Here is a 26,952-nt window from a genome sequence, read left to right on the forward strand (position 1 = left end):
ACTTAAATCGATGATGGCAGAAAAACCGGTTAAGTTTGTCATTTTTTTATCTCTCATATTGAGTTTAGTGGCGTTTTGGGACCACCAATTCACATCATATCTGAAAGAATTTGTGGTTCTCATCCATGAGATTTGCCATGCTACGGCCGCCCTCTTTAGCGGTGGAGTTGTAAAAGGCATAACCTTACATGGCAATGAAGGTGGTGAAACCATTGCAGTCCCTGCATCGTTTCGAGGTTCCTTTATTCTCGTAGTGTCCGCAGGTTATATCGGTTCTTCCCTTGTAGGTGCTATGTTATTACGTTTGGGATTCCAAGGCCGTCATGCTCGCCAAACAATGATTTTATTTGGACTGTTCTTGATTTCTGTCAGTGTATTGTATTCGAAATTAGGTGATTTGGCTTATTTTACAGGAATCTTTTGGGGTGTTGGAATTCTCGTTGTCGGTATGTTAGGCGAAACGGCTTCAATTTTATCCCTTGTTTTTTTGGGTACAAGTATATCCCTTTATTCCCTGTATGACTTATCCGACTTTGCAGACCGATTGACAGAAACGGATGCTGGGATCTTAGCATTTTGGATGGCAGGACTTGGACCAGAGGACTTACAAAACGAAGAAATCCCAACTGTGGTTCTCATTTTGGGTTACCTCATCGCAACACTTTGGTCCCTCCTTAGCATCGGGATCATATTTATGTCCCTCAGAACCTCTCTTTCCCATGAAGAACACCAAGAACCACAGGAATCCATGGAACAGTTTGAACGATTTCCAGGTGAATTGTCTCCTGAGGCCAAACTTTGGTTAGAAAAACGGGGAGTTGACCCAGAAAGTGGGATCGTACTGCCTCCCAATTTCTTTTTAGAACCACCTTCCAAAGACAACCAAGGTTAATCCTTTACGCAAATTTTCATTTGCGTAGGACACCGACTTCACAAATATAGAATCTCAATGGCAAAAAGAATTCTCATTACCGGTGGAGCCGGCTTCATCGGGTCCCATTTGGCAGAAAGATTGTTAAATGCGGGAAATAAAATCATTGTTTTAGACAATTTCCACACAGGGCGAAAGGAAAATCTAACCCACCTACTCTCAAATCCCAATTTTGAACTCATCCGTCATGACATTACCGATCCAATCAAACTAGAAGTGGATCAAATTTACAATATGGCATGCCCTGCATCCCCCGTTCATTACCAAAGTAACCCTATTAAAACCATCAAAACAAATGTATTAGGGATGATGAATATGTTGGGTCTCGCAAAACGTGTGAAGGCTCGGATTTTACAGGCCAGTACATCAGAAGTATATGGAAACCCTTTGGAGCACCCTCAAAACGAATCGTATTGGGGGAACGTGAATACCATCGGAATTCGAAGTTGTTATGATGAAGGGAAACGAGTCGCTGAAACCTTATGTTTTGATTACCATCGACAACATGGCGTCGATATTCGAGTGATTAGAATTTTTAACACCTATGGCCCAAGGATGATTCCTGATGATGGTCGTGTAGTCAGCAATTTTATTGTCCAAGCATTACGTGGTGAAGACATTACCATTTATGGAGATGGAAGCCAAACACGGTCATTTTGTTTTGTGGATGATCTCGTAAAAGGCATTATCGATATGATGAATGTCGAAAACTTTGTTGGACCTGTGAATTTAGGTAATGATGGCGAATTTACTGTTAAAGAATTAGCAGAACTTGTGATCAAAGAAACAAAGAGTAAATCAAAAATTATTTACCTTCCACTTCCTCAAGATGATCCAACCAGAAGAAAACCAAATCTTAGTTTGGCGAAAGAAAAATTGAATTATGCAACCACTGTTCCACTTGTGGAAGGTGTAAAAAAGACAATCGAATATTTTAGCAAAAGAGTATAAAATGAAAATAGGTGTAATCAAAGAACCATCGTTTGAAAATCGTGTTGCGATCACTCCAGATGTGATTGATCCTCTAAAAAAATTAGGATTCAGTGTGTCAGTTGAATCCACTGCTGGGGATAATGCATTTTTCTCTGACCAAGATTATAAAGACGCTGGAGCTTCTGTAGAATCCAGAGATTCTATTTTGTCAGGTTCTGACATCGTTGTATCCATTCATGCTCTGGATGAAACTAGTGCAAAAAAAATTGGAAAAGACAAACTATACATTGCAACTCTTTCTCCTTTGGCATTCCCCAAAAAAGTAAAAGAAATTGCGACTGCATCATTCAAAATCTTTTCAATGGATACAATCCCAAGGATCACACGTGCTCAATCTATGGACGTACTCAGTAGCCAGGCAACAGTTTCTGGATACAAAGCAGTATTACTTGCGGCCTCTAATTACAGTCGATTTTTTCCAATGTTGACAACAGCCGCTGGAACCATAACACCTGCTAGAGTTTTGATTTTGGGAGCTGGAGTTGCTGGATTACAAGCAATTGCAACCTCACGTAGATTAGGTGCTGTAGTAGACGTTTTTGATACTCGACCTGAAGTGAAAGAACAGTGTATGTCACTCGGTGCAAAATTTGTGGAAGTAGAAGGTGCTGCTGATGCATCTAATACGGGTGGTTATGCAGTTGAACAATCAGAAGATTACCAAAGACGCCAAAAAGAAGCAATTGCTAAGTATGCTGAGAAAGCTGATATTATCATCACTACAGCTCTTATCCCAGGAAGAAAAGCCCCAGTTCTCATTACTAATGAGATGGTGGATAAAATGAGACAAGGGTCTGTAATCGTTGACCTTGCGGCTGTTAATGGTGGAAATTGTGAGTTAACAGAAAATGACAAAACCATTGTTTACAAAGGGATCACCATCATCGGAAACTCAAATCTACAAAGTACTCAACCAATGGATGCAAGTAAAATGTATGCAAAAAACATTGTAAACTTTCTCAAATTGTTTGTGAACAAAGAAAAACAATTTAGCATCAACTTAGAAGATGAAATCATCAATGCTTGTATGATCGCAGAAAATGGTTCCATTCGCCACAAACCAACACTCGCTCTTTTAGGAGAGTGATCCAATCAAAAAGGCCAGATTTTATCTGGCCTTTTTTTTCAACTGATCCTAACGATCCATCCAACAATTGTTCTCTCAACTTTCCAACTAAGAACTAAAAAAATCAGAAAATTTGTAATCTACGCAATTGGGCAAAAGACAAACTTTTAAAAAATTCAATTTTAACTGTTTGTATTAGGATGAACTTCTGGAGCAGGTTGAGTTCGCCACCTTCTATGAACCCAAAAGTATTGTTCTGGAAATAATTTCACTTCTTCTTCAAGTGTTTTTGTCCAAAGTTCTGTATAATGGCGGATGACTTCATCTTTTGTCGGATACAATTTTTTATCTAGAAATCCAAGGTCTTTCACTCGAACAATGACCTTTCCCTCTTTTCCAGCTAACACAGAATAATAGAGCATTTTGGCACCAGTAAGATATGCCATAAGTGCTGGGCCAACAAAAGTAGACGCTTGCCTGTTCATAAAGGGAACAAATATGCCCGCCTTACCAGCATTTTGGTCAGCACCAAATCCAATCCAATACCCTTGTTTGAGAAGTTTGATCACTTGTGTTGATTCTTGTACAGGAACTAAAACAACTCCATTTTTGGAACGCATTCGTTTCAAAAGAGAATCTACGAAGGGATTTCTTACTTTTTTGTAAATGCCGCCACCTTTCATTCGAATTCCTAAAAATTGAACTAAAATCTCCCAGGTTCCAAAATGGCCGGAGATAAGGATGACTCCCACACCTTGTTTTTTCGTTTCTTCTTCAATTTTTAAACTGTCTTCATCAACTTCGAGATATTTGTCCAACCAAGCACGCGTCATACGTGGAGCCCAAAGTGTATGAGCCAGTAAAATTCCCAAATGTTGGTAATGTGCTTTGACTAAATCTAATATTTGATTTTCAGAATAATTTGGAAATGCAAATGAAATGTTTTCTGCTGCAACCTTTCTATGTTTTTTATCAAACTTATAAATTAAATTTGTTAAAAACACTCCGTATGACAAACACCACTTGTATGGTAAAATTTTAAAGGGGGAATAAAATAGATAAACGATGATAAAAGAAAAAAAATAACCAATGTATTTCATAAACTTAATAAGATTGGCCATAAAAAATAATGAACCGCAACAGCTACAAGCCCAATACTAAACCCAATCATCCATCCTCCCACAATATCACTAACGAAGTGATGTAAGGTAATCAACCTACCAACACCTGCAAACAAACTAAAGAAAAAGAAATATGGTGTTTCTCCAAACGCAAATACAAGAATTGTTGCCACGACAATTGAGTTAGCACTATGAGCAGAAGGAAAAGAATGTTTCATATCTGGATTGGAATCCACTTTCCCCATGACACTAACTAAAGGACGTTTTCTAGCAAAATATTTTTTTAAAACTAAAACCAATCGATCAGTCATATAAGTGAATACCAAAACAAATGGCAAACTTAGATAAACTGGTTTATACAAATCACTGATAAACATCAAAGGTAGCAAAACCAAAGCAAACATCTCACCCCGATTGATTCGAGACAAAACCCAACTCAAATTTTTATGATGTAAATGTTTTTTTATCCAGGTGGATAATTTTAGATCAAACGAACCAATCCAATTCATTTCGAAAGCTCTTCTTTAATCTTTTGAAGTGCTTCCGAGAAACTAAATGTAAACTGGTTTCTTGATGCCATATCCTTTAATGTTACAGATCCCGATTTGATTTCGTCTTCTCCTCGAAGTAATATCCATCGGTATCCTTTCTTTTCTGCATAAGAAAGTTGTTTTCCCATTTTTTGAGAAACTAAGGAAACTTCGACATTGATTTTCTCTTTGCGTAACTCTTTTGCAAAATTATGATTCTCAGCAAAAGAAGAATCGTCGAGGAGTGGGATATAAACAGTTGCATCATTGGCAAAACTAGGTAACAAATTGTGGGCAGTTAAAAAATTTTGTAATGTTACATCCCCTAATCCAAACCCTATCCCTGTTAATTCTTCATTCGAAAAAAGTCCAATTAAGTTATCATACCTTCCACCGCCATACAGTGAACGTTTGTTTTGTGGAGAAGTATCAAAAATTTCAAAGATAAACCCTGTGTAATAATCAAATCCCCTTACGACAGAAGGATCAAAATGAACAATATCAGCGAGTCCAATCGTTTTGATATCCTCAAACAAACCGGAAATGGCTTTCAATGTGTCATCTTTGATTCCAGGAATTTGTTTGAGAGAATCAACTGAGGAATTCAAAAACAAATCAATTTTAGAAACAGCCGTTGGATCGTTAGGTATGGTTTTTGAAACTAAGGTTATATATTCTTCTTGGGTGATTTTGTTTTTTTTGTCTAAAATTTTTGAAACTTCATGTGCTTGGTTTGGACTCACCTTAAGTCCATCTAACAAAAACTCATCGAGAAGAGACCGATGGGAAATCGTTACCTTAAAACTGCTTTTTGGTGCTCCAAAAGCAAACAGGATGTCGCAGGCTAAGGATAAAATTTCTAACTCGGCACGACTGCTAGTAACGCCAAACATATCCACGTTCAATTGCCAATGTTCCCGCAATCGACCATGACCTGGTTGTTCATATCTCCATAAATTTGGAATGGAAAACCAGCGAATGGGCCTTGGTAATTCTCTTAATTTTTTGGCCACCATACGGGCAACCGTAGGTGTCATCTCCGGGCGAATCGCCACTTCGCGATCACCTTTATCGATAAAGTTGTAAATTTGTTTACCAACGATTTCTTCGCCAGTTTTTGCACGGTATAAATCCAGAGATTCAACCATAGGACCATCGTACTCTTCGTACCCATAAGACCGTACAACATCTTTCATAACTGAAAATAAATAATTCCGAAGGCGCATATCCTCGGGATAAAAATCTCTCGTGCCTTTATAATTCTCTGTGGTTAACTTTTGTTCTTTCAATGATGGCTCCTATTGAACCGAGTGGATTAATTAAAAAAATCAATGAGACTGTGGTAGATCTCTTTGGCTTTTTTATCACCACTCACGCCAGTGATCCTTCCTCCCAATCGATAAAAATCATTTACTTCCTCCAAATGGCGTAATTCAACGGCCATCCGAATTGGAGCTTGTAATTTAAAATTTATATCCAAAGTAAAAGTTGGTTTCACTTTTAGTGCTTTGATAATTTCCATATCGTTCACTTCCAAGGCGACTCCACCTCGGGAAACGTTTAAAACGTTTTGTTTGATATCAAGAATATGGGTATTAGAATCCATAATTCTTTCTTGAAACGTACGTTCAACCTCTTTAAACAGATCCAAAACTTCACTTGGAATTCTTGTTCGTTCTGTTTCCAATGAAAGATATGCAAAAAAATGCATTTCTTTCATCTGAATGAAAAGTGGGTAATAGATAAATGACCCAATTTTTTTCTTTTTGTATTCTAAAACTTTGTCATCGAGCAAAAATTCATCTTCAAATGTTTTTTTGGGATCAAATACTTCATCTGAGTTGAATGACTCAAAGGATTCCGTATCCAAAATAAAGATTGGTTTTTTGTGCTCTTTCATCATATCGATTTCATCACTATGGATAGAGGAAGATAAAAAAACTACTTTTGATTGAGGATAATTTTTTAAAACAGTCCTTTGGATATCAGACAAGATCACTTGAGAACTAACGCCTGTTAGCTTTGAAAAATCAATATTTGTTTTTGCAATCAAAAAGTTAGAAGCAACAACATTCCCTCTGACTTTTTCATTTCTTGGATCTTGGCGAGTCGTGTAGGTTTGCCTACGATCGATCACTTTACCGAGTAACAAATTATCTTTTTGGTTTTGCAGTTCGTAATCAAGTTCTACATGGAAACTAGGAGTGGCTTGGATTGTAAAAATTGTTTCGATCATTTCAGGCATTGTTTCCAATTCCCAAATATGAGCTCCATCAGGGCGTTCACCCTTAAACTTCACCTTCACAGCGGAATCATAACCTTTAAGAAACAATCCATTCCCAGCCATCATTTGTTTGAAAAACTCAGGTAGAACACGTACTGCTTCCAAAGGAACATAATCGCGTTCTTGGTCGAAATGGATTTTGACTCGATTGATCATATTAGTCTATCTTCTTAAAATTCACACGTCTATTGCGAGATCGCCCTTCTTCTGTTTCATTGTCCGCAATGGGTTGAGAATAATGATAGGCTTGCACCTTCATTCGTTCTTTAGGAACTCCCTTCAGACGTAAGTATTGGTATACAGAAAGTGCTCTATCTTCACTCAGATTGATGTTATATTCCTTATTCCCTATATTATCAGTGTGCCCACCAATTTCAACTTTTTCATTTTTATGTTGGATGAGGAAGTCTGCGAAAAGATCTAATTTTCTCTTATCTTCATCACTCAATGTTCGTTCGTTGAACGGGAAATAAATAATTGTATTGTACAAATCATCAAAATCTTTTATGTTCCGAAGGTACAAAACTGTTTCTTTCCCTGACATCTCGGAAATTTTTTCTTTGGAAAACAAAAAGGTTTCTTCTTTGAATCCTTTGGCACGAGCAAGGATTTCAAAGTCCATGTTTGGTGTAGGATCCAAATCAAAATGACCATCCACAGCTGCAATTGATTTCCCTTTTCTTGTGAGGTCATCAAAGTAAAAGCAAATCGCATTTGGAATCACTAGGTCCGTTTTTTTATCTTTCACCACAAAACGAATTCCCTGGATGGTTTTATCAGGACGGTTTTCTTTGATGGGCCGAATTGGCTGTAAGATGATCTGTGAATACTGCTCTTTGTCTTTACCCACATTTCCCCGAAGGTCAAGGAGTAATTCGGTAGGATGAAATCCTGGAGAGGAAACTTCTACTCGGTACAATTTCCCAGTACGGATTGTGGTGCGAAAATTTTCGGCGTCTTCTGTAGAAAGATCTGCACCAATTCGTTTGGAAGTGATCACCTGGATTGGCTTAGTATCATCATAGATTTTTAATGTAGAATCTAAACCAATCATAATGGCTTCTGATCCATCCAAAACCAAACCTCGGAAAACAAATTCATAGGTTCGTCTTAAGTCTTCAGGCACCATGGTACGATAGATATCAAATTGGCCTTCGCCACCTGGGCGATTTGATGCAAAGTAAAACCATAAGTCGTCAAAAGTAACCGAAATCCCTTCGTTATCACTTTCTTCCCACAAACTATAAGTTGAATAATCAGATGGAGTATCAAAAGGAAATCCTGTTGATTCGCCTGACAGCGGTTGGTTGGTATTAAATGGATTCCCAAGTAATTTTGGTGTTTCAAATTGACCGCTGGCTTCGTTCAATTCACTATAATAAAAACTAAACTTTCTGTTTTTATCTCCGCGATTGGAGCTAAAATACAACCGAAGTCCATCCCAATGAAAATTCGGACTAATCTCATCTTCCGCCGTATTGATCACGGGTCCAAGGGAAATTGGTTTTTGCCAAACACCGTCCCTACATTTGATTTTTGGTTTGTCTGGGTTTTTTTCCGTTTCCTTTGTTGTTGGTTCTCTTTTGGATATCCATAAATCAAACCCACCTAGACCTCCAGGTCTGTTTGAAGAAAACACAATTGAACACCCGTCAGGCGAAACTGCAGGCATTTTATCTTCGAAGTTAGAATTGATTTCGTTTAAATGGGTAGGAACTGCCCAAAGCCCTGTTCTTTGGTTGATTTTTGTATAATAGAGGTTTAAGCCGTCATACCCTTCTCTGTTTTTCTTTGTATCCTTTTGGGACTTATCTCGAACGGAGGTAAAGTAGAGTTCGTATGGTTTTTCTTCTTCGTCAAAGAGAATGGAGAACATCCCTTCAAAATTGGTAGTATTGAGTTCTCGGAAATTTTTCGGAGCTGACCACACTGGCAATTTCATTCGGTCAGGAAAACTTAAGTTTTCCGAAATCCAAATGTCCATTCCCCCTTCACCGCCTGGGCGATTTGACTGGAAAACAAGATACCTTCCTGTCGGCGAAATGATGGGATTGTATTCCACATTTTGGGTGTTGAGCGGTGGATAAAACCTTACATCCTTCACCTTCGGAAGTGGCTGGCCAAGGAGTGGAAACACCGAAATGAGTAGGGAAATCAGGAATTTTTTCATCTGCCGTCTCTCCTATGTATCGGCTGAACGGAATTTTCTGCCAAGGGAAAATTTGGCTTTAAGAGGAAGGCTCCCAAGGAATCCTCTAAAACATGGCTGAAATCTTTGGAATCTTAAACATAACCACCGACTCATTTAGTGACGGGGGTAAGTATTTAAACCCAGACAATGCAATTTCCAAAGGAATCGAACTTTTGCAGGAAGGGGCTGATTGGTTGGATATCTCAGGCCAATCGTCAAACATCGAAGCAAAATTTGTCACCGAAGAAGAAGAGTGGAACAGGGTGGAACCAGTCATCCGTTACTTTGTCCCCAAAGGGATTCGCATCAGTTTGGATAGCTTTCGGCCAAATGTCCAAAAAAAAGCGATTGAGGCAGGTGTTCGGTGTTTGAATGATATTACTGGTTTTACATATGAAGGGGACCGTGAGTTTCTAAAGTCGTATGCTAAAAAATACCCAGAGCTGAAATTTATCATCATGCATTCGCATAACAGAAACATTGCGAAAGTAAAATCAAATTTGTCTCCAGAAAAAGTAATTAAAAAAATCCAAATGTTTTTTCGAGATAGGCGAAACGAATTATGTTCGTTCGGAATCAAAGAATCCGCAATTGGTTACGACCCAGGTATGGGATTTTTTTTAAGTGAAGATCCGATGGTATCATTTCGTGTTTTGCAAGACATTGAGATTTTAAAATTGGAATTCCCACAACTGATGGTGAGTGTTTCTCGCAAATCCTTTTTAGGAAATGTATTGGGGAATTTACCAATTGATGAGCGTGAGTTTGCAACCTTAGCATGCGAACTACATTTATTAAAAAATAAAATCCCATACATTCGGACGCATAACGTGCTTAAGCTGAGACAAGCAGAAAAAATTTGGAATTTATGCCAAGATAGTGAATGAAGATTTTATTTAAAAAAACAAAACAAATCCTATCGAATCCAAAACTTATTTATGAAAAACTTGGATCTGCGAATTAACTTCTTCCTGAACGGACGGCTTTTCGCACATCCTTTCCTTCTTTCGATAAGGTAGGAAAAAACACAGATTCAGGAACAGAATATCCTTTTTCTTTTGCCTTTCTGTAATATGGCAATAAAGTTTCCCATTTTGGGTGGTCTTTTAAGACAAGGAGTGTATCCCTCCATAGTTCTAAAAAATGGATTTCTGTTTTTTCATTGGCTGAAGCAGATTCGGCCCACTTTAGTGCCACTTCATACCGACCCAATTCATAATTCCCTTTTAAAAAGTAATAATGGTACTCCTTATTCTTTTTGGCTGAGATTTCGAGTGACTTTGCATAATCCAATAAACTATACCAATTCCCTTTGTGAACTTGGATATCACTCATCCCATACAATGCATTTTCATGAAACGGAACGGCCTCTAAAATTTGATTGAAATACCCTTCCGCATAAACAAAATTCCCGGTTTGCAAATAATAATAAGCCAGTTCTTCATAAGCATAAAGTTCCCAACCTTTCACCCTTGAAAGTGCATCGAGTAAAATCACTTTTTCTTCGTAGCGAAGCCTTTGGTCTAATTCTTTTAAAATGGATTGGTAGGTCACCGAACTTCGTGAAGGGGATTCTTTTGCTACCTTTTGTTTAAAGGTTTCATATTCTTCTAAAAGATAATAAAATCGTATTCGATTCAGGTGGACTGCCACCTCATTGGGATTCGATAAAATACAAGTTTCCCAAGTCGCAGAAGCAACATCCAATTGAATTGATTTTGTCAAACGAATGGCTTCTTCATTGCACTGCTTTGCGGTTGGATTACTGGTTTCTAAGAATAAAGTATCGGATTCAATGGAATCTTGTTTTGCAATTGGATACCGACAAGTACCCAAAAAAAATAATAATACCAAAAATGAACAATAAGATCTAAATTGTCTCAAGCTAAGAAGTTCCGTCAGAATCTGATTTTTCCTTCATCTTTTGAGCAAATACTAAATATTGCATCGCTTTTTCTGGGTTTCCGTTGAAAAGATATAACAAACTTAGGTCTAGTGCCTCTTGTGGGTCTGGAGGGGAAAACTCATCGGGATTCTCTTTAGAAAGTTCTAATTTGGTTTTGAATTCCTTTAATTTCTTTTTTGCCTTTGATTGGATTCTTTCCAAACTTTCTTTTGCGATCGCATCTTCTTCTTGCCATGAAGATTGTAAGGTCTCATTAAAATGAGTGAAACCCACATCTTCCTTCACCATAGCCGTTAAAAGATTGGCAGATGCTTTGTAATTTCCTTGTTTGGCAAGGATTTCGGATTGGATGATTTTTAACTGAGCATTTCCTGGGTACAAAATCAAATAACGCTCAATCATTTTTAAACTTTCTGGAAAACGATTCCTTTCGTAATAAAACATCGCAAGCCCTCCTAAAGCTGATTTATGGTTTGGTTCAATTTTGATCACATTATTCAAATACACTTCAGTTTTCTCATCATTTCCCAATTTTTGGTATGCCTGGGCTAAAAGCAAATGAGCTGAAATAAACTTCTTCTCAAACGATAACGTTTGTTTGAGAAAGCTAATCGCTTTTTCGGTTTCATTGTGTTTATAGAGAGATACTGCTAAATTATAACAATTTTTTACATTGGCATGTAACTTGTATGCTTTGGAAAAAAGTGGAATGGCTTCTGCATGTTTTCCCTGTTTGGCGTAAATCACACCTAAGTTCTGTAATGCCAGGTGGTAATCAGGATTTTTTTCTAACAATACTTTGTATTGGCTTTCGGCACGATCCCACTCACCATTACGCTCCAAACGCACTGCTTCATTGAAAAGAGCCAATATTTCCTGTGCCATACACAGGGATTATCGTTTCAGAATCGAATCTCCCCTAAAGAATTTTTATCAGGAGAATGGAAAAACCTTCCGAAAGGTACACACAAGAGTCCAGAGGAAGGGGAAAAATATGCAAAGGCTCATATTCATCACCATTGTATTGTGGTTCGTGTCCTGCACATCCGCAGATGCCACGCGCAGGGATTATAGTGCTTCTGGTGATCCAGAAGATATTTTCTTCGAACGTTCACAAAAATCGAAATCATCCGGGTCGAACGACCCAGTAGCAAGGTCCATTATGGACGATTTGGATTCAAAATCCAAACCCAATGTAGCAGTAGCTCCAGTGGAATTACCAACCAAAAAACCAACCACTCAGTTTGATGAAGTGGGGCTTTCTTCTTGGTATGGTCAAAAATTCCAAGGACGTCCGACAGCAAGTGGGGAACCATTTGATCGCATGAAGATGACAGGCGCTCATAGAACTCTACCAATTGGAACGGTTGTCAAAATCCAAAACTTAGAAAACCAAAAAGAAGCTGTTGTTCGCATCAATGATCGTGGGCCATTTGTGGATGAAAGGATTGTGGATGTTTCTGAAAAAACTGCTGAAATCTTAGAATTCAAAGACAAAGGGATTACCAAGGTTGGGATCAAGGTATTAAAAAAAGGGGAAGAGGAACTGGCAGATGATTTAGATGATGCCGACCTTTTGGACGATACTCCAGCAAAACCTGAAAAATTGATTCCTGTGAAACCGGGTGTGGCAAAACCAATCGCTGCCGGAAAAGGATTCACTGTGCAAGTGGGTGTCTTCCAAGAAAAAGAAAGAGCGATCAAATACCAAGAAACCATCAAATCGGAGTACAACCAAAACGTATTTGTGACTCCTAGAGATGGAAAATACGTCGTACAAGTTGGTGATTTTTCAGACCGTGCCAAGGCCGAATCACTCAAGTCTAAGTTAAAATACGACGGGATTGATTGTTTTATCGCAACCCGTTAGCCATTTCCCCTTTGCTCCGAGCAAAAAAGTACAGTTCTGATTTGCTCGGGGTGAGTGGAAAATGGATTGATTTCACATTTTCCCCTGTTACGATTTCGTATTAAATTCACATCTAGAAGACCCTATGGAAAGCACCTTATCCGTTGACCACATACTAACAAATTATTATACATTCGGTAGTTTAATTGTCACTGTCCTCCTTGCGGTCTTGTCGACATTCTTTTTCTCACTCAAAGACAAAACTGTCGCAACCAAACACATGGCGTTAGCATGTCTGTTTTTAGCTCTTTTTCAATTAGGTTATCTACTCGGAGCCTTTTATTACCATCCCATTGCCTCTTACCATCGTTGGATGACTGGCGGGATCATTATCTTTGGAATCATTCACTTTGGACAATACTTCTTTCGTTTTCCAGACAACCGAGATGCAAAAGCTGCAAACATCATACAAGCAGTATCGTATGCGATCGCTGTAGTAGTTGTACTTTGGTTTTTGGTTAGTGTTTCACAAGGTGAGCGGAAATACCACTTCACTGCACACCACTGGGATTTTAATTCAGAAGGAGCAAGTCGCATCCTAAGTTTATTCATCGCAGGGTATTCTTTTATCAATTTTATCGCCTTACCTTGTTATCGACTTTTGAATGTAGAAAAAGACAAACGTAGCACACTCTTTGTCATTATGATTGCGGGTTTGATTGCGGCTGTTGTTCCGAATTTAACAAATGTGATGAGTCGCGATGGTGCAATGGAACGATCTACTTATTTAACGGCCATCGTATTAGCATTTACGTTTTCATTTTTCATCATCACGATTACCTTCATCAATAATAGTATCGAACGTACAACATTTATGGTGAAGATCGTAGGAATTTCGTTTGTAACTATCCTACTCATCATGCAAGCGTTTTCGTATTTAGTGGACCAAGAAAAAGAACTTTCCTTCGATAATACGGCGATACAAAAAGCACTCCGGGTAGCGGAAGGTGGGGAAAGGTCAAAAGACATTGTTTTTGTAATCGAATACGATTCTAACGGACAAAATTTAAAAAAAGCATACCTTCCTTCCAATGTCACTTTGGACTTACCATTAGTGCAAGCCGACTTATACAATACTGCATTTTATGATGAAGTGATATCTGTTGGTGAAGACGATTACAGAAGTTCCATTAAAGCACTGTTAGGCAAAACACCCTATTATTTTGAAGGTTACAAAAATGCAATTTTGAACTTTTTAGAAGAAAATGGGGATTTAGAAGGTAAAGAACTCAAAGCAGAAGTCTCCAAACTCATCGAAAAGTTAAACAAACGAACGTTTATCAATACCAACAAATTAGCTGATATTGATCCTGATGTTTTCTGTGAAGAAGGTGTTAAATACATCGAAAAAGTTAAGAATGTCGATACCTTCCGCGATTCCATTTTGAAACATGTGAACGAATGTAAGTGGGATGGAAAGGAAATCTCTGGTCGTGACTTAAAAGTGGAAATGTTAAAGTATTTCCGTTATTTCAAACCAGATTTAACTCGCCACTATCGTAAAGACTTAGACGGGCTTTCGCATTACGTTGCCTATATGACGTACGATGCAAAAAAGAAAATCAATCGAGAAGTAGGATTTAATTATCGCGATTATAGAAACTACATGCACAAATCGGCAAAACTAGAGTTAGTGATTCTTGCCATTGTGATGATCGTGCTTTTAGTTATCTTTCCATTATTCTTTCGATCGGCTCTTGTCAATCCACTTTATGCATTACTTGCAGGGGTAGAAAAAGTAAACCAAGGGAATTTAGAAGTTGAAGTTCCGATTAAGGTAAACGATGAAATCGGATATTTGGCAGAGTCGTTTAATGGGATGGTTTCCTCGATTCGCGATGCAAGACGAGAACTTCAAGATTATGCAGAAAACCTTGAAGAAAAGGTAAAAGAAAGAACCAAAGAACTACAAGAAAAGATGGATGAAATCCACCGCTTGAAAGTACAACAAGATGGTGATTATTTCTTAACATCCTTACTCGCCAAACCATTGTGCTTCAATGCAAATAAATCAGAAAATATTCGATGTGATTTTTTTGTTCACCAAAAGAAAACCTTTGAGTTTAGAAATAAAACAGGAGATCTTGGCGGAGATATTTGTATCACTGGAAACCTAAAGTTAGGAAAACCTGACGACTTCCGACGTTACACAATGGTGATGAACGGAGATGCGATGGGAAAATCCATGCAAGGTGCTGGTGGATCTCTCGTTATGGGAGTTGTGATGAACTCAATAATGGCTCGTTCTGCTGGTAACAAACGAATATTAAACCGTACACCAGAAGAATGGCTAACAGATGTTTATGAAGAGGTTAACGCTGTCTTCAAATCTTTTAGTGGAACCATGGTGATCTCAGCTACAGTGATGCTCATTGATGATGAAACAGGAAAAATTTGGTATTTCAATGCCGAACACCCTTACAGCATTTTATACCGTGATGGCAAAGCTAGTTTTATCGAAAGTGAATTGAAACTGAGAAAACTTGGACTTGATTCTGAATATCCATTTGAAGTGCAAACCTTCCAGTTGCTGCCTGGGGACCAACTCATTCTAGGATCAGACGGTCGGGATGATATTGATTTAACTCCTGATGAAGATGTTCGAACCATCAACGAAGATGAAACATTGGTATTACGTTTTGTGGAAGAGTCCGATGGCGATATCTACGAAGTGGAAAGACTTGTGAAAAATGCTGGAGATATCACAGACGATATCTCTATGTTAAGTGTTGTCTTCAAAAGTGAAAAAACTCCAATCCATCACACAAACAAAAGATGATTTATCCCACCAACCGATTGATTACTTTTTTGATACTCCGGGTGATGATTGGGATGAAGCTCTCACAACAGCCGGTGCTTTTGAAGAAGGAAAAGCCCTCTACCAAAATGGTGAAATCGAACGTGCCATTACCGTGATGAAAAAAGCATTCCTTGCCGATCCGTACAACCAGAAACTCAATAAATTCCTTGGACTCGTCAGTTACAAAGGAAAAGAATATGATATCGCTGCCAAAGTTCTCACTGAATTTTTAAAAGAGAACGAAGGCTCAGGTGAGTATTGGTATTACCTTGCTATGTCTGAGAAAAAACTTGGGAATTATGAACGAGCATTGAAAGCCGCACAAGAAGCTCTCAAACACGAACCTGAAAATTTCCAAAATTTAATCAATTTGGCAGATGTAAGCCGGTTGTTAGGAAATGTGGACAGAGCACTCACTTATGTGACCAGAGCCCAATCCATTGATCCTACAAACAAAAACGTGGTCAAACTTTCAAAATTATTAGAAAAAGCAACTAGCCTCAATTGATTGAGGCTTACTTTATTTTTAAAAAAAGCAGCTTGCCAGAGATAACAAAATCTGTCAAAGTTAGCGAATCCATTTTTTAGAATAAGGATCTGTATGAATTTAAGAATTGTATTCAGTGTATGGGCATTAGTACTCCTCTCTAGTACTACATTACTCGCGCAAGATGCCGATGTGGCTATAGGAAGATACCTTCCACCAGAAAAAGATTCCGTCATCGAAATCTTCAAGTGTGGAGACAAATACTGTGGAAAAACAGTTTGTATCAAAGACAACGCATACCCAGAAAAAGACAAAGACAAAGGAATTCCGGGTACACCTTATTTGGACCACAATAACGAAGATCCAAAACTCAGAACTCGTCCTAATTTAGGAATGGTTTTCATCACTGGTTTTGATTATGTTGGGGAAGGTGTTTATAAAAACGGTCGAATTTACAACCCACGTGATGGAAAAACATACTGTGGAAAATTCACTGCGTTGGAAGGTGGAAACAGATTGGATCTCAAAGGAACACTTTGTTCCATTACCTTCATTGGAAAAACCAATAGCTGGGTAAAACTTGGTTCTACAAACGTAGATGACCCTCGCTGGGATTGCACATTTAAATCTAAAAAATAATTGAATTGATATAACACCTGCCGTCCTGATCGGCTGGCAGGGAATGTTTGTTAGTTGACCGTAATCTTACTTTTTTTCAAAATCTTTATACAATAAGGAAGGTTGGATTCCTTGGTTCGCTTGGTATTTACCAGATTTGTATTCGCTAATCTCACCCTCTACTGTATGGTAAAAGATTTGGCAAATTTGGACTCCTGAATACACACGAAGTGGATGAGTGACTTGGATTTCTAATGTCCAAAATCCTTTAAACCCAACATCACCAAACCCTGCAGTTATATGAACAAACATTCCTAGTCGACCAATGGAAGATCGACCTTCTAACATAGGCACTAAATTATGAGTTTCGGTAAATTCAATTGTTCTACCGAGATATAACTTTCCAGGTTCTAAGAGTAAACCTTCTTCAGGAATTTTAAGTGTTTCTACTGGATTTGGTTTTTTCATATCCAAGGGAAATTCCGAATAAACCATAAGATCTTCGTGTAAACGTAAGTTATAGGAATTGGGATTTAAAAGTGTTTCATCATAAGGTTCAATCTTAATATCAGAACCCAATCGTTTCAAAATTTCTTTACCAGTTAAAATCAAAGTTCATTCTCCCTTAAAATGTGGTTTTCTTTTTTCAGCAAATGCTTGTAAGGCTTCCAATCGATCTTTCGTTGTCAGCGTTTCAGAATAACACAATTGTTCCCACTTGAGTGCCGATTCCATTGACAATTGGAATCCTTGGCGAATCGCTTTTTTAGCAGCAGAAACCGCTATAGGTGCAGATTCCGATATCTCACTTGCTAAGGCAAGAGAAGATTGTTTTAACTGCAAAGGATCCACTACTTTGGAAACAAGTTCTCGGCGAAGTGCTTCCTCGCTACTTAGTTTTTTTCCCGCAAATATCCATTCCATTGCGGTGGCTTCTCCCACAATTCTTGCAAGTCTTTGTGTTCCCCCTGCCCCAGGAATGATACCTAATTTTGTTTCAGTAAGACCCATAATAGCCGTTTCACTCGCATAACGAATGTCACATGAAATCGCCAATTCCAATCCACCACCAAAGGCATAACCATTGATGGCTGCAATCGTTGGAATCGATAATCCTGCCAATTTGTTAAAACAATTGTTTATATTTCGTAAAAACTCCCTTACTTGGGGTTCGGACATGGATTTTCTTTCTTTTAAATCCGCCCCAGAGCAAAAGGCATCACCAACTCCTATAATGACAAGTGCCCTGTATTTTCCTGTTTTCACTTGGTCAATGCAATCCGATAATTCCTGCAAAAATTGAATGGAGATTGCGTTTTTTGCTTCTGGACGGTTAAGCTCAATGAATGCTACATAATTGTCTATCGTTTGGAGGGAGACAGAGTTCATAGAATTTCCTTGGGAACAAAAAATAGAAATGAATCTAGGAAAAAATATCCGATAATGGAAAAGGTAGTCATGAGAAGGATTTTATACACAATCGGATTCTCACTAGTGTTTGGAAACAGTTTTTCCTGTGTGAAGTCTTCATCAGAAGATCCCCTTGCGGCCCTTCTCACCTCTCCACCAATCATCACCTCAGTGACTCCCCAAATCGGTACACCTGCCCAAAATAACGCCAATGCTACCTATTCAGCAACGGAAGTGATCATCAAAGGGGAAAATTTTGGCGTGGATCCGGTGGTTAGGTTCAATGACATCGTAGCCACAATCACAGCAAACTTGGGCACTGAACTTTATACAAAAGTGCCAGACGGAGCCTTTTCAGGTTTTGTCACCGTGTCTAATTCAGGTGGATCCTGTTTACCCAATTCAAAAACAGGTGTGAACTGTGATGGTACAGAATTTTTCGTCGATTGTTATGCGGTAACAAATAAACAATATGGTCCAGAAATTGAATTAAAACAAGGCCAAGGAATTTCCGTTGAATATGATGGAAATGAAACCAAAGCATTTCGAACCGATACATTATTAAGCGAACGGAATCTAACAGTTGGTTGTGATAGTGTTGTGACGGTTCGTGTTTTTAACAGGTCTTGCCAAGCCACTGATTACGTATTGCAAAACAACCCGATCATTCCATTTCCAGCGGGAGTCGCGACACAATTTTACATCACCGCCGAATCGGTCACTTGTAGTTTTGTACTTTAAAACGATTTGTTTTTCACAAAACGTTTAAAAACAATCAGATTGGCCGCTCCCATCCATTCATTCATGTTTTCTCTAAAAATCGTTTCTCGTGGTTTCGATGCTTTGATTTCAGGATCAAGTGCATCATAATTTTGAATTGCCAATTTAGATATTTCTTTGTATTTTTCTTCAATTAACTCAGTTATTTTTTTAAGAAGTGCTAAATTGTTTTTTTCTTCCCCAACATTGGGTAAAATCACTTCATTCCAATAATCGATCACATGTTTTTTTACATACTCACCTGGTATGACACGAATTACTTTTTTGCCATCGTTTCCTCTTGCATGTACATAACCGGTATTCACTTCCATTAGAAATTTTTTTGCAATCATAAAAAAATGAGAGGGGCCAAGATGAAATAAAAACACATACTTAAATTGTGTGGGTAACATCATATTCATCAAAATGATGTTTTCGCAAAACGTAAAAAATTGTTTTAAAAAATTTTGGTATTCTAATTCAAAATCATCCCCAGACTTACTTTTTTTTTCTATACTCGTCATTGATCGGATTAACTCCGATCGCAAAACTTGTTCATCTGCTCCGAGATGGGAATCCAAACTGATTGCATTTTTAAATAATGCTTTTTCTGCCTGGTACTTATCTATTTCATATCGGAAAAAATAGTGTTGGTCAGAGTTCCAAGTATATTTTCCATACGCTTGGATGTAGTTCAATTCCCCACTTGATTTTACTTTTTCTTTGATTGATTTCCAATTATCTTTGGATTTTTCCTTATGATTTTTTATTACCTCTTCCGCTTGGTATTCAATTCCCGTATCCTCTGGTTCTAATTCTTTTGGTTTATCATAAAGGGCTTCTTCAAATACAGCAGATAATCGATAAGTTCCTTTATCGCGATACTTTGGTTTGGTGGGTTTAAATTCATTTAATGAATTCGGATTATCAATTTGCAAAATAAAACTCATTCGTTTGAGTAATATTTCCAATGAGTTTAGTTTTTCTAACGCTGGTAATATGCGATAATTTAACAATCCATTCTTTTGAAATTCCAAATCAGTGAATTGATTGTTTAAAACTGAGGTTTTTAATTTTTCCCAACCTTCTTTAGTTTCGATATAAAAATACCTTAACATTTCATAAATCAAATGGAATTGGATAAAATCATCACGATTATGATCTTCAATAAACCTGGAGAAATAGCGTGAATAGTCCTTTCTCACTTGGGCATATAAATGTTTTTCATCTAAATTAAAGATGATTTCTTTTATTTTTTTTTGTGATTTGTCAAGTTCTTGGTCGAGAGTTTTGCGAAAGGATAAAATTTCCCGTTTGTTTGCCTCCGTAAGTCCTGTGCTTAGGAATTGCAAAAAACTCCCAACGATATTTTGGAAATTATTTAGAAAGTAAACATACCCTTTTTTGAAATCAGAAATGGATTGAATTTCGGGCTCACCCTCTTGGATCTCTAATGACATACCAAGAGGATGTTACGAAGAAAAGATTAAAAAAGCAACAGGATTTAGTTCGAGTAAAAAATCTCGATAAGATTTTGACTTGGGTCAGCAAAGGTAAGACTTTCCCCAGAATCAGTTCCTTCTGGTCCTTTGATGATTTTTACATTTTTTTCTTCCAATTCGCTGATCGCTTCTGTGAAATCATCCACATCCATCACAAAACTTAAGATCGGAAGAGATCGATCTGCGACCTCAGCCTTTACTAAACGAATCCGGAATGCATCGAGAGAAAGAATTGCCTCAGTAGCCTTCTTTGTCTCCACTTCGAAGTCAAAAATGTCCCTGTAAAAATCGATAGAGGTGTCGAGTTGGGAGACGGGGATACTGACGTGGCCAATGCCTTCTACAATAATCATAATGGAATTACACCTTCGTGAACTTTTCTGTCATCATGCTTGAAAAAGCGGCTTTGTCGAGAAAAAAGCAATTTCCTTCCAACAAACTCGCCTGTAAAATTTGAATTCCAATTCCAAGTAAGGTAAAAAAAATCAATTTATGAAAGTATTTCGGATTTCACTCCTCGTTTTCGCCTTTTTTGCCCTTTCCTGTAAGGAAGCGATGGTTCCGTTTGAGCCTAATCATGAAAAAATGGTGGAATCGCTGCTCTTAGAGAACCAATCCATCTTAGAAGTTTTCTTAAACGAAAATCCAAAACCAGATTGGAAAGATTTTTCAAATGTTGTACAAACGCTCATCACAAGTAACCACCCAAAACTGAAATCCTGGGGAGAAGCGATCAAGGTTCAAATCCCAAATTCTGAAACCGATTTAGATACAAGTTATGAAAAAATTTCTAAAATCCAAGAAATATTGATTCAAATAAAAGCCGAAGTACCGAACCAATCGAAGTACAACCGATTTTATTGTCCAATGGTCGATAAATCATGGTTAATGACTGGAAAAGAAGTAAAAAATCCATACGCTCCCGAAATGAGAGATTGTGGAGAATTAATGCAATAATTCATGCCAAAATGTTTTTTAGGAACTTCACTATATGAAGCCTGCCCACCAAGTTGCAGGCATTCATTCGCTAAACAAGATGTAGACGAAGATTGTATTGCAAAAAGCAAACTAGAAGCATTTTTAGAAGACAGAGTAACCTTTAAAATTGGTTTCTCCGCTTTTTCACAAATCCCTGCTAAAAATTTAGAAAAATTCCTTTGGTATGGAAAAGACAATTTGGAACTCATCACTTACTTTTTGTACATTGGTGAACCAACTCTTGTCAGAGAAATTATTGAATCATTTTCCAATCATACATTAAGTTATTTATTCAAAGTTGATTTTGAAAACTATATGAACCTTCGCGATTCTATCAAACGCGAAAAATCGATCAAACATATGTTTGATATAAGAAGTTTTAAATATTGGACCTTTGTTAGTTATTTACGAATTTGTGATTTGATCCAATATTTTGTGCGGTATTTAAAAGAACCAGAATATGCATGTCAGTTTTTAATTATATTACCATCGGAAGTGGTTTCTAATTTAAACAAATACACTGGCCTGGATTTTGAAGAAGAAAAATCACTTTATACTGCTCTTGGCGATTCCATTTATGAACTTCCTTTACAATCTCCCAAAATCTACGACCATATGATGCAATTGTTCGCAGAAGATCCTGAAGTATCGATCATTTTATCTACGATGGAAGAACTGGTCCGCCGCCAAAATTTAATTTTAGAAACAAGTGCCAAATTACAATCTTATATCTCAGGACATCGAATTGATAAATACTTTCAGTTCATTTTCTCAGAATTGAGTGGAATCGAAATTGGAACTGCCGAAGAAATTTTGAACCAACTATTGGAAAAAAAGATGATCACAAATTCTCAAAAACATATGATCATCGATTTTCTTGAAACAGGAAAATTAGAATTATAGTATAATCTAACTTATGCTAGTCTTAAAACTAACCAGCAATTCTGATTTTTTTGGCTAAATAGATACTAAACAACAAACTAAAAACTGAAATCATTCCAACCAATTCATAATTTTCGAAAACTTTATCTGAGTTTTGGACCACAATCAAACCCGCCACATAGGATGCAGCACCAGAAGCTATTTGTTGGATTGCTGAATTAACAGACATAAAACTTCCTCGAATCCTTGGTTCTACGGCAGAAGTTACCATGGCAAAAGCCGGGACCATACGACCTGATACAAAGATCATAAAAACAGTCGTTATTGCTAAGACCACTGGTAACGAAGTTTTTGTCATCGTAACAACTGTGATCACTGGTAGAATTGCGATCAGAGTAACGATTTGGTAAATGAAGAACTTTCCATACCGATCTGCTAATTTTCCGATATACCTACTTGTAAAAAAAGTAGCGAGACCACCAAAAAAATAGATATAAGGAATTTGTTTGATCGTTAAACCCACATTAGAAACTAAAAATGGACTTAAAAAAGGAATCACAGTAAATCCACCAAACATCAAAAATACCATAAATAAAAAAGGAGCAAAATGTGATTTCTTAAGCAGAACTTCCACTAAAGATTTCAGTTGTGATTGTTTTACTTTAACATCTGAATCAAGATGGTACCTTATAGAAGGTAATAATTGATACGCAAAAGGTAAAATTAAAAACCCGGCGATTCCTAAAGATAAAAATGGGAAATGCCATCCAAAACGATCTGCTAACTCGAGTCCAAAAGGAACACCTACTACCGAAGCAACAGAAAATGATCCCATTACCACACCAGTTGCTGTTCCTCTACGAAACACAGGGATGATATCACCGATAATGGAAAGAACCGTTGCGCCAATCATCCCTCCAAATCCACCCGCAATGATACGAGCGATGAGTAAAAAAAGATAGGAGTTTGCAAAGGCACATAAAAACGTTCCAAACGAAAAACCAAAAAACAAAACAAGTAAACTCAACTTTCGATCAAAGGAATCTAAAAACAAAGCACCAAAAAGTCCAAACACACCAGCACTGATCGAATAAGATGATACTAACAAACCAAAGGCAGCCGCATCAATTTTGAAACTTTCCATAAAAACTGGACCAAGTGGCATCATGATGACAAAATCTAAAACATGCAAAAACTGCAAACTTGCTAGGATAAATATAATGGCTCTTTCTTTTTGAATGGTATGGAGGGGATGAGTAAGAGGTTGGTCCATATTACGATCATTGACCAGGTAGTCAAAAATGCCAAAACAATTTAATTAAGAATTGCCAAGTTTTCGAAATCGAAATAAATTTCCCTAATGAAATACGTATTAATTACTGGTGCCTCCACTGGACTTGGAAAAGATTTTGCAATTTCTTTGGCAAAAATGGGATATTCTCCCGTTCTTTTAGCGAGAAACATTGACCGACTCAAAAGTTTAGCTTCTGAGATTAAACTCAAATTTGGATTAGATTCTTACGTCATTGCGGAAGATTTATCAAAACAAGGTGCAGCAGAGAAAATTTATAAGGCTGTTAAAAAATTAAAACTTCCGATTAGCGTTCTTGTGAACAATGCTGGGTTTGGATTGAATGGTGAGTTTCATAAAAATTCGTTTGAAGAAGAATCAAAAATGATCCAAGTGAATGTTACCACCTTGACTGAGTTATGCCATCTGTTTTTGCAAGATATGGTAACACGAAACGAAGGATATATTTTAAATGTAGCTTCAACAGCTGCGTTTCAACCAGGGCCACTGATGACAAATTATTATGCGACCAAAGCCTATGTTCTTTCGTTAAGTGAAGGTTTAGCGGAAGAAGTAAAAGAATATGGTGTTGCGGTGTCTTGCCTTTGTCCTGGTCCAACCAAAACGGAATTTTTTGAACGAGCAAAGATGGCTGGAAGTAAACTTGTCCAATCATCCTTTTTGGCAATGGATTCACAAGAAGTAGTCGACATTGGACTAAAAGCCCTTTTTGCAAAACGTGTTGTAAAAATCCCAGGTTTCATCAATTTTATTTTGGCAGAATCGGTTCGCTTCACACCAAGATTCCTGATTCGTAAGATTGCGAAGTCACTAAACAAAGTGGGATGAATTGACAAAGGAAAACGTTTCTTTTATTTCGAACCGATTGCAATCGTTAGGCGATTTGGAATCAGAGAATGAAATATCTTTGACCAAAAAAAGGTTTATCCAATCCGGACAAAAAATCCTGGATCTTACTAACTCCAATCCTACTCAAGTGGGTTTGGAGTTTCCTGCTTCTGTTTTATCTCATATTTTATCCAATCTCAATGCCAGTGTTTATGATCCCATTCCAGAAGGATTGGAATTGGCAAGGGCAGAAATTGCCTCCGAATATAGAAAACGTGGGGTCATTGCAGAAACCAATCAAATTCACCTAACGGCTAGCACATCAGAAGCCTATTCCTATTTATTCAAACTTCTAACCAATCCAGGAGATGAGGTTTTAACACCCAATCCAGGTTATCCGCTTTTCCATTTTCTGATCGGATTTGAAAATTTAAAAGAAGTCCATTATGAACTAAAAACCGATCCTCAGAATGGTCAGTGGGTGTACGATGCTGAGACAATCGCAAGTTCCGTTAGTACCAAAACAAAGGCCATCATACTCGTTAGTCCCGCAAACCCAACGGGTTCAAAAACCACTGAATCGTTTTGGAATGAGTGGGATTCTTTTGGAATCAATCTTCCAGTCATCATCGACGAAGTCTTCGAACCTTATGATTTTTCTGGGAATCCACACTGTTTACCTAAATTTCCCAAATACCCTGTTTTTGTTTGTAATGGATTTTCCAAACTACTGGCTTTGCCCCAAACAAAATTGGCTTGGATTTTGAACCTTTCCCCGGAACCATACTTGACCCATTTCCAAAAAAACTTAAGTTTTATTGCTGATACCTATTTATCCGTGAATTCTTTGATCCAATTGGCAACAAAAGAACTTTTACCTTGGAAAACCATGATCCAAAATCGCATCCGAACAAGGATTATGCGAAACAAAGCACTATGTTATGAATTTGTCAATCAAACACCATCCACAAAAAAAATCCAAGAAACGGAAGCAGGTTGGTATTATCTCGTACAAATAGAAACGGAACAAAAAGATGAATCTCTTGTCTTAGAAATTCTAAAGTCAACAGGAGTTTTGGTTCAACCAGGATCATGGTATGGTTTTTCGCATAACAAGTGTATTCTAGTCATCAGTTTGATCACGGAAGAGGAGACCCTAGAAAAGGGTCTCAATTTACTTCAGACCTTTCTCAAATAATTAATGATTTCTGTTTTTTTTGCTAATGCATCGGCTTTTCCCATCTCATAGGTATCTCTTACTCCTTTCGGATTTGTATAATCAAAAGAAGTGATAGGAAGTGGTTTAGAAGGAGTAATGAGAAACGACCGTGCAAGTAATTCTGGATCTTTTCCTACGATGGTATTGGGTTCGTAATGGATGCCGATGATTTTTGCATTAGGCGAAAAGGTTTCAATCATCATATTGTTGGTAAGTCCACCATCTAGGTAGTATTCATTGCCAACAGACTGGAAGTCAACGATGGGAGGAATGGAAGAGGAATTCATAATAAACTGTTCTATGGTTTCTGGATTTGTGAAATCTTTTTCAGTGAAATCGACATCTTCCATATTCCACTTTTTGATGATCTCCGCTGTACGATTTGCAGGAATTCCTTCCGACCGATCCCTATCATCCAATAAAAAGGCTCGGCCAGTTTCCGAAATCAAACGAGCCAATCGAAATTTGTTTTTTAGAGAATCTTCTTTCGGATGCGCTTTTACCGAGTGGATCCAAATTTTTGCTCCCGATTCTAAAACTCGATCGAAACGCATTCCAAATCGAATCGTACGCCTGTACATATCTTCATGAGGGAACGTTGATTCCCCTCGCAATAGATTCGAAAAATGAAAATTTCGTGAATTCCGTTTGGTGATTTCTTCAAAGTATTCAACGGATTCTTCTTCTGTTTGGGAAAGGATGCAAAGTGCCATGGCAGCTCCCGCAGAAACACCAGACAGTTCTGTGAATCGGACTCCCCATTCACGTAGGGTTTTCCCAACACCTAAGGCATAAAATGCCTTACAACCGCCACCTGCGATGGCAAGTGATGCATCATAGGAAGGAAATATTTTAACTAATGTTTGTAATACTTGTTCACGGACGCCCATAAATTCGGCAAATTCTAATCCCCTTCCCAACGAAAGCATAGTGTATTGTTTTCTCCCAGAAATCTGTCAAAATACAAACTCGCACGACAATCCTCTTCCGTAGCCAGAAAGAAGTCATACCCTCCAGCAGGGTATTTGATTTTACAACAACCTTTTTTGTCTTTTCGATCTGGTGGCTGCCGCACTGACTTATCCTGCCCTTTCAAATCACCAAGTGTAGGTGGTAATTCTTGACGAGGATCAGAAAAAACTCCGGTTACGATTCCGAAACTTAGGAGAATCATTATGAGTGTTCGCATACTGTACATGTAGACGCTACGAAAGAAGGACAAGTTC

General features: G+C 37.7%; 25 protein-coding genes and 1 pseudogene. 12 read left to right on the top strand and 14 right to left on the bottom strand.

Annotation, left to right across the window (positions count from 1 at the left end; genetic code table 11):
* Positions 1–10: 10 nt before the first annotated feature.
* The 3 genes from LEP1GSC202_RS04510 to LEP1GSC202_RS04520 are packed head-to-tail and all read left to right on the top strand — an operon-like array spanning position 11 to position 3,011.
* A complete protein-coding gene (locus tag LEP1GSC202_RS04510) occupies positions 11–892 on the top strand; it encodes a M50 family metallopeptidase (protein WP_051125287.1) in 882 nt (293 codons plus the stop codon).
* A 57-nt stretch (positions 893–949) separates the two neighbouring features.
* Positions 950–1,882: a UDP-glucuronic acid decarboxylase family protein gene (locus LEP1GSC202_RS04515; RefSeq protein ID WP_015677514.1), complete on the top strand. Its 933-nt coding sequence runs from the start codon at positions 950–952 to the stop codon at positions 1,880–1,882.
* Position 1,883: 1 nt separating this feature from the next.
* Positions 1,884–3,011 carry a Re/Si-specific NAD(P)(+) transhydrogenase subunit alpha gene (locus tag LEP1GSC202_RS04520; RefSeq protein WP_015676919.1) on the top strand — a complete coding sequence of 376 codons (1,128 nt, stop codon included), beginning with the start codon at positions 1,884–1,886 and terminating at the stop codon, positions 3,009–3,011.
* 161 nt (positions 3,012–3,172) lie between these two features.
* Here LEP1GSC202_RS04520 and LEP1GSC202_RS04525 read toward each other — a convergent pair whose 3' ends face one another.
* Genes LEP1GSC202_RS04525 through LEP1GSC202_RS04545 form a run of 5 tightly spaced genes read right to left on the bottom strand, consistent with a single transcriptional unit; the run spans position 3,173 to position 9,095 of the window.
* Positions 3,173–4,090: a lysophospholipid acyltransferase family protein gene (locus LEP1GSC202_RS04525; RefSeq protein WP_039928168.1), complete on the bottom strand. Its 918-nt coding sequence runs from the start codon at positions 4,088–4,090 to the stop codon at positions 3,173–3,175.
* Positions 4,087–4,620, bottom strand: a complete 534-nt coding sequence (locus tag LEP1GSC202_RS04530; protein WP_015676455.1) for a phosphatase PAP2 family protein — start codon at positions 4,618–4,620, stop codon at positions 4,087–4,089. The genes LEP1GSC202_RS04525 and LEP1GSC202_RS04530 overlap by 4 nt, the downstream gene beginning before the upstream one ends.
* Positions 4,617–5,930, bottom strand: coding sequence for a histidine--tRNA ligase (hisS, locus tag LEP1GSC202_RS04535; protein WP_015677118.1), 1,314 nt, complete (start codon positions 5,928–5,930; stop codon positions 4,617–4,619). The genes LEP1GSC202_RS04530 and hisS overlap by 4 nt, the downstream gene beginning before the upstream one ends.
* Positions 5,931–5,956: 26 nt before the next feature.
* Positions 5,957–7,081 (bottom strand): DUF1577 domain-containing protein, encoded by a 1,125-nt coding sequence (locus tag LEP1GSC202_RS04540; RefSeq protein ID WP_015676968.1) that lies wholly within the window; start codon positions 7,079–7,081, stop codon positions 5,957–5,959.
* Between the two features lies 1 nt (position 7,082).
* Positions 7,083–9,095, bottom strand: a complete 2,013-nt coding sequence (locus tag LEP1GSC202_RS04545; RefSeq protein ID WP_015677389.1) for an OmpA family protein — start codon at positions 9,093–9,095, stop codon at positions 7,083–7,085.
* Positions 9,096–9,187: 92 nt separating this feature from the next.
* Between LEP1GSC202_RS04545 and folP the strand changes: the two genes are divergently transcribed.
* Positions 9,188–10,003: a dihydropteroate synthase gene (gene folP / locus LEP1GSC202_RS04550; protein WP_015676387.1), complete on the top strand. Its 816-nt coding sequence runs from the start codon at positions 9,188–9,190 to the stop codon at positions 10,001–10,003.
* A gap of 73 nt (positions 10,004–10,076) precedes the next feature.
* Here the strand turns inward: folP and LEP1GSC202_RS04555 are convergent, their stop codons facing one another.
* Positions 10,077–11,000, bottom strand: coding sequence for a tetratricopeptide repeat protein (locus tag LEP1GSC202_RS04555; RefSeq protein ID WP_051125288.1), 924 nt, complete (start codon positions 10,998–11,000; stop codon positions 10,077–10,079).
* A 1-nt stretch (position 11,001) separates the two neighbouring features.
* Positions 11,002–11,907: a tetratricopeptide repeat protein gene (locus tag LEP1GSC202_RS04560; protein WP_015676858.1), complete on the bottom strand. Its 906-nt coding sequence runs from the start codon at positions 11,905–11,907 to the stop codon at positions 11,002–11,004.
* A 109-nt stretch (positions 11,908–12,016) separates the two neighbouring features.
* On the opposite strand from LEP1GSC202_RS04560, the gene mpl36 reads away from it, so the two are divergent.
* From mpl36 to LEP1GSC202_RS04575, 3 genes and pseudogenes are all read left to right on the top strand, one after another.
* Positions 12,017–12,892, top strand: coding sequence for an RlpA family plasminogen-binding lipoprotein MPL36 (gene mpl36 / locus LEP1GSC202_RS04565; RefSeq protein ID WP_015677585.1), 876 nt, complete (start codon positions 12,017–12,019; stop codon positions 12,890–12,892).
* 124 nt (positions 12,893–13,016) lie between these two features.
* Positions 13,017–16,239, top strand: a pseudogene (locus LEP1GSC202_RS04570) (SpoIIE family protein phosphatase).
* A 93-nt stretch (positions 16,240–16,332) separates the two neighbouring features.
* Positions 16,333–16,857 (top strand): DUF2147 domain-containing protein, encoded by a 525-nt coding sequence (locus tag LEP1GSC202_RS04575; protein WP_015677498.1) that lies wholly within the window; start codon positions 16,333–16,335, stop codon positions 16,855–16,857.
* 66 nt (positions 16,858–16,923) lie between these two features.
* Here the strand turns inward: LEP1GSC202_RS04575 and dcd are convergent, their stop codons facing one another.
* The gene (gene dcd, locus LEP1GSC202_RS04580) at positions 16,924–17,448 is read right to left on the bottom strand and encodes a dCTP deaminase (RefSeq protein WP_015676928.1); all 525 of its coding nucleotides are present in this window, start codon (positions 17,446–17,448) and stop codon (positions 16,924–16,926) included.
* Between the two features lie 3 nt (positions 17,449–17,451).
* On the bottom strand, positions 17,452–18,225 hold the full coding sequence (locus tag LEP1GSC202_RS04585) for an enoyl-CoA hydratase-related protein (protein ID WP_015677360.1): 774 nt from the start codon (positions 18,223–18,225) through the stop codon (positions 17,452–17,454).
* A 69-nt stretch (positions 18,226–18,294) separates the two neighbouring features.
* Here LEP1GSC202_RS04585 and LEP1GSC202_RS04590 point away from each other — a divergent pair, with 69 nt between their 5' ends.
* Positions 18,295–18,987, top strand: a complete 693-nt coding sequence (locus LEP1GSC202_RS04590) for an LIC10067 family putative lipoprotein (protein WP_039928569.1) — start codon at positions 18,295–18,297, stop codon at positions 18,985–18,987.
* On the opposite strand, the gene LEP1GSC202_RS04595 is transcribed toward LEP1GSC202_RS04590, so the two are convergent.
* On the bottom strand, positions 18,984–20,465 hold the full coding sequence (locus LEP1GSC202_RS04595; RefSeq protein ID WP_015676678.1) for a hypothetical protein: 1,482 nt from the start codon (positions 20,463–20,465) through the stop codon (positions 18,984–18,986). The two genes, LEP1GSC202_RS04590 and LEP1GSC202_RS04595, sit on opposite strands and share 4 nt — an antisense overlap.
* Before the next feature lie 44 nt (positions 20,466–20,509).
* A complete protein-coding gene (locus LEP1GSC202_RS04600; protein ID WP_015677132.1) occupies positions 20,510–20,860 on the bottom strand; it encodes a VOC family protein in 351 nt (116 codons plus the stop codon).
* Positions 20,861–20,999: 139 nt separating this feature from the next.
* Here LEP1GSC202_RS04600 and LEP1GSC202_RS04605 point away from each other — a divergent pair, with 139 nt between their 5' ends.
* Complete coding sequence (locus LEP1GSC202_RS04605; protein WP_015676452.1) at positions 21,000–21,464, top strand: DUF3347 domain-containing protein; 465 nt, start codon at positions 21,000–21,002, stop codon at positions 21,462–21,464.
* Positions 21,465–21,467: 3 nt separating this feature from the next.
* The gene (locus LEP1GSC202_RS04610) at positions 21,468–22,388 is read left to right on the top strand and encodes a hypothetical protein (protein WP_015677474.1); all 921 of its coding nucleotides are present in this window, start codon (positions 21,468–21,470) and stop codon (positions 22,386–22,388) included.
* Positions 22,389–22,416: 28 nt separating this feature from the next.
* On the opposite strand, the gene LEP1GSC202_RS04615 is transcribed toward LEP1GSC202_RS04610, so the two are convergent.
* Positions 22,417–23,640, bottom strand: a complete 1,224-nt coding sequence (locus LEP1GSC202_RS04615; RefSeq protein ID WP_015676763.1) for an MFS transporter — start codon at positions 23,638–23,640, stop codon at positions 22,417–22,419.
* Between the two features lie 87 nt (positions 23,641–23,727).
* Here LEP1GSC202_RS04615 and LEP1GSC202_RS04620 point away from each other — a divergent pair, with 87 nt between their 5' ends.
* Together LEP1GSC202_RS04620 and LEP1GSC202_RS04625 are read left to right on the top strand one after the other, a co-directional pair.
* Entirely contained in the window at positions 23,728–24,507 is a 780-nt protein-coding gene (locus tag LEP1GSC202_RS04620; protein WP_015676349.1) for an SDR family NAD(P)-dependent oxidoreductase, read from the top strand.
* Position 24,508: 1 nt separating this feature from the next.
* Complete coding sequence (locus tag LEP1GSC202_RS04625; protein WP_015676710.1) at positions 24,509–25,705, top strand: pyridoxal phosphate-dependent aminotransferase; 1,197 nt, start codon at positions 24,509–24,511, stop codon at positions 25,703–25,705.
* Here the strand turns inward: LEP1GSC202_RS04625 and LEP1GSC202_RS04630 are convergent.
* Positions 25,687–26,655, bottom strand: a complete 969-nt coding sequence (locus tag LEP1GSC202_RS04630; protein WP_015677269.1) for a patatin-like phospholipase family protein — start codon at positions 26,653–26,655, stop codon at positions 25,687–25,689. The two genes, LEP1GSC202_RS04625 and LEP1GSC202_RS04630, sit on opposite strands and share 19 nt — an antisense overlap.
* On the bottom strand, positions 26,631–26,915 hold the full coding sequence (locus LEP1GSC202_RS04635; RefSeq protein WP_051125314.1) for an LIC_11321 family protein: 285 nt from the start codon (positions 26,913–26,915) through the stop codon (positions 26,631–26,633). Before LEP1GSC202_RS04635 ends, LEP1GSC202_RS04630 begins: the two co-directional genes overlap by 25 nt.
* Positions 26,916–26,952: the final 37 nt, after the last annotated feature.

The organism is Leptospira yanagawae serovar Saopaulo str. Sao Paulo = ATCC 700523 (genome assembly GCF_000332475.2).
GTDB classification, from domain to species: Bacteria; Spirochaetota; Leptospiria; order Leptospirales; family Leptospiraceae; genus Leptospira_A; species Leptospira_A yanagawae.

Bases quoted from the DNA above. Each gene is read 5' to 3' on its own strand.
- LEP1GSC202_RS04525 (WP_039928168.1), bottom strand. From the start codon at position 4,090: ATGAAATACATTGGTTATTTTTTTTCTTTTATCATCGTTTATCTATTT.
- LEP1GSC202_RS04605 (WP_015676452.1), top strand. From the start codon at position 21,000: ATGAAAGTATTTCGGATTTCACTCCTCGTTTTCGCCTTTTTTGCCCTT.
- LEP1GSC202_RS04585 (WP_015677360.1), bottom strand. From the start codon at position 18,225: ATGAACTCTGTCTCCCTCCAAACGATAGACAATTATGTAGCATTCATT.
- mpl36 (WP_015677585.1), top strand. From the start codon at position 12,017: ATGCAAAGGCTCATATTCATCACCATTGTATTGTGGTTCGTGTCCTGC.
- LEP1GSC202_RS04530 (WP_015676455.1), bottom strand. From the start codon at position 4,620: ATGAATTGGATTGGTTCGTTTGATCTAAAATTATCCACCTGGATAAAA.
- LEP1GSC202_RS04510 (WP_051125287.1), top strand. From the start codon at position 11: ATGATGGCAGAAAAACCGGTTAAGTTTGTCATTTTTTTATCTCTCATA.
- LEP1GSC202_RS04600 (WP_015677132.1), bottom strand. From the start codon at position 20,860: ATGATTATTGTAGAAGGCATTGGCCACGTCAGTATCCCCGTCTCCCAA.
- LEP1GSC202_RS04560 (WP_015676858.1), bottom strand. From the start codon at position 11,907: ATGGCACAGGAAATATTGGCTCTTTTCAATGAAGCAGTGCGTTTGGAG.
- LEP1GSC202_RS04595 (WP_015676678.1), bottom strand. From the start codon at position 20,465: ATGTCATTAGAGATCCAAGAGGGTGAGCCCGAAATTCAATCCATTTCT.
- LEP1GSC202_RS04520 (WP_015676919.1), top strand. From the start codon at position 1,884: ATGAAAATAGGTGTAATCAAAGAACCATCGTTTGAAAATCGTGTTGCG.
- LEP1GSC202_RS04620 (WP_015676349.1), top strand. From the start codon at position 23,728: ATGAAATACGTATTAATTACTGGTGCCTCCACTGGACTTGGAAAAGAT.
- LEP1GSC202_RS04515 (WP_015677514.1), top strand. From the start codon at position 950: ATGGCAAAAAGAATTCTCATTACCGGTGGAGCCGGCTTCATCGGGTCC.
- LEP1GSC202_RS04615 (WP_015676763.1), bottom strand. From the start codon at position 23,640: ATGGACCAACCTCTTACTCATCCCCTCCATACCATTCAAAAAGAAAGA.
- LEP1GSC202_RS04635 (WP_051125314.1), bottom strand. From the start codon at position 26,915: ATGCGAACACTCATAATGATTCTCCTAAGTTTCGGAATCGTAACCGGA.
- LEP1GSC202_RS04630 (WP_015677269.1), bottom strand. From the start codon at position 26,655: ATGCTTTCGTTGGGAAGGGGATTAGAATTTGCCGAATTTATGGGCGTC.
- LEP1GSC202_RS04610 (WP_015677474.1), top strand. From the start codon at position 21,468: ATGCCAAAATGTTTTTTAGGAACTTCACTATATGAAGCCTGCCCACCA.
- LEP1GSC202_RS04540 (WP_015676968.1), bottom strand. From the start codon at position 7,081: ATGATCAATCGAGTCAAAATCCATTTCGACCAAGAACGCGATTATGTT.
- LEP1GSC202_RS04545 (WP_015677389.1), bottom strand. From the start codon at position 9,095: ATGAAAAAATTCCTGATTTCCCTACTCATTTCGGTGTTTCCACTCCTT.
- LEP1GSC202_RS04590 (WP_039928569.1), top strand. From the start codon at position 18,295: ATGAGAAGGATTTTATACACAATCGGATTCTCACTAGTGTTTGGAAAC.
- LEP1GSC202_RS04575 (WP_015677498.1), top strand. From the start codon at position 16,333: ATGAATTTAAGAATTGTATTCAGTGTATGGGCATTAGTACTCCTCTCT.
- folP (WP_015676387.1), top strand. From the start codon at position 9,188: ATGGCTGAAATCTTTGGAATCTTAAACATAACCACCGACTCATTTAGT.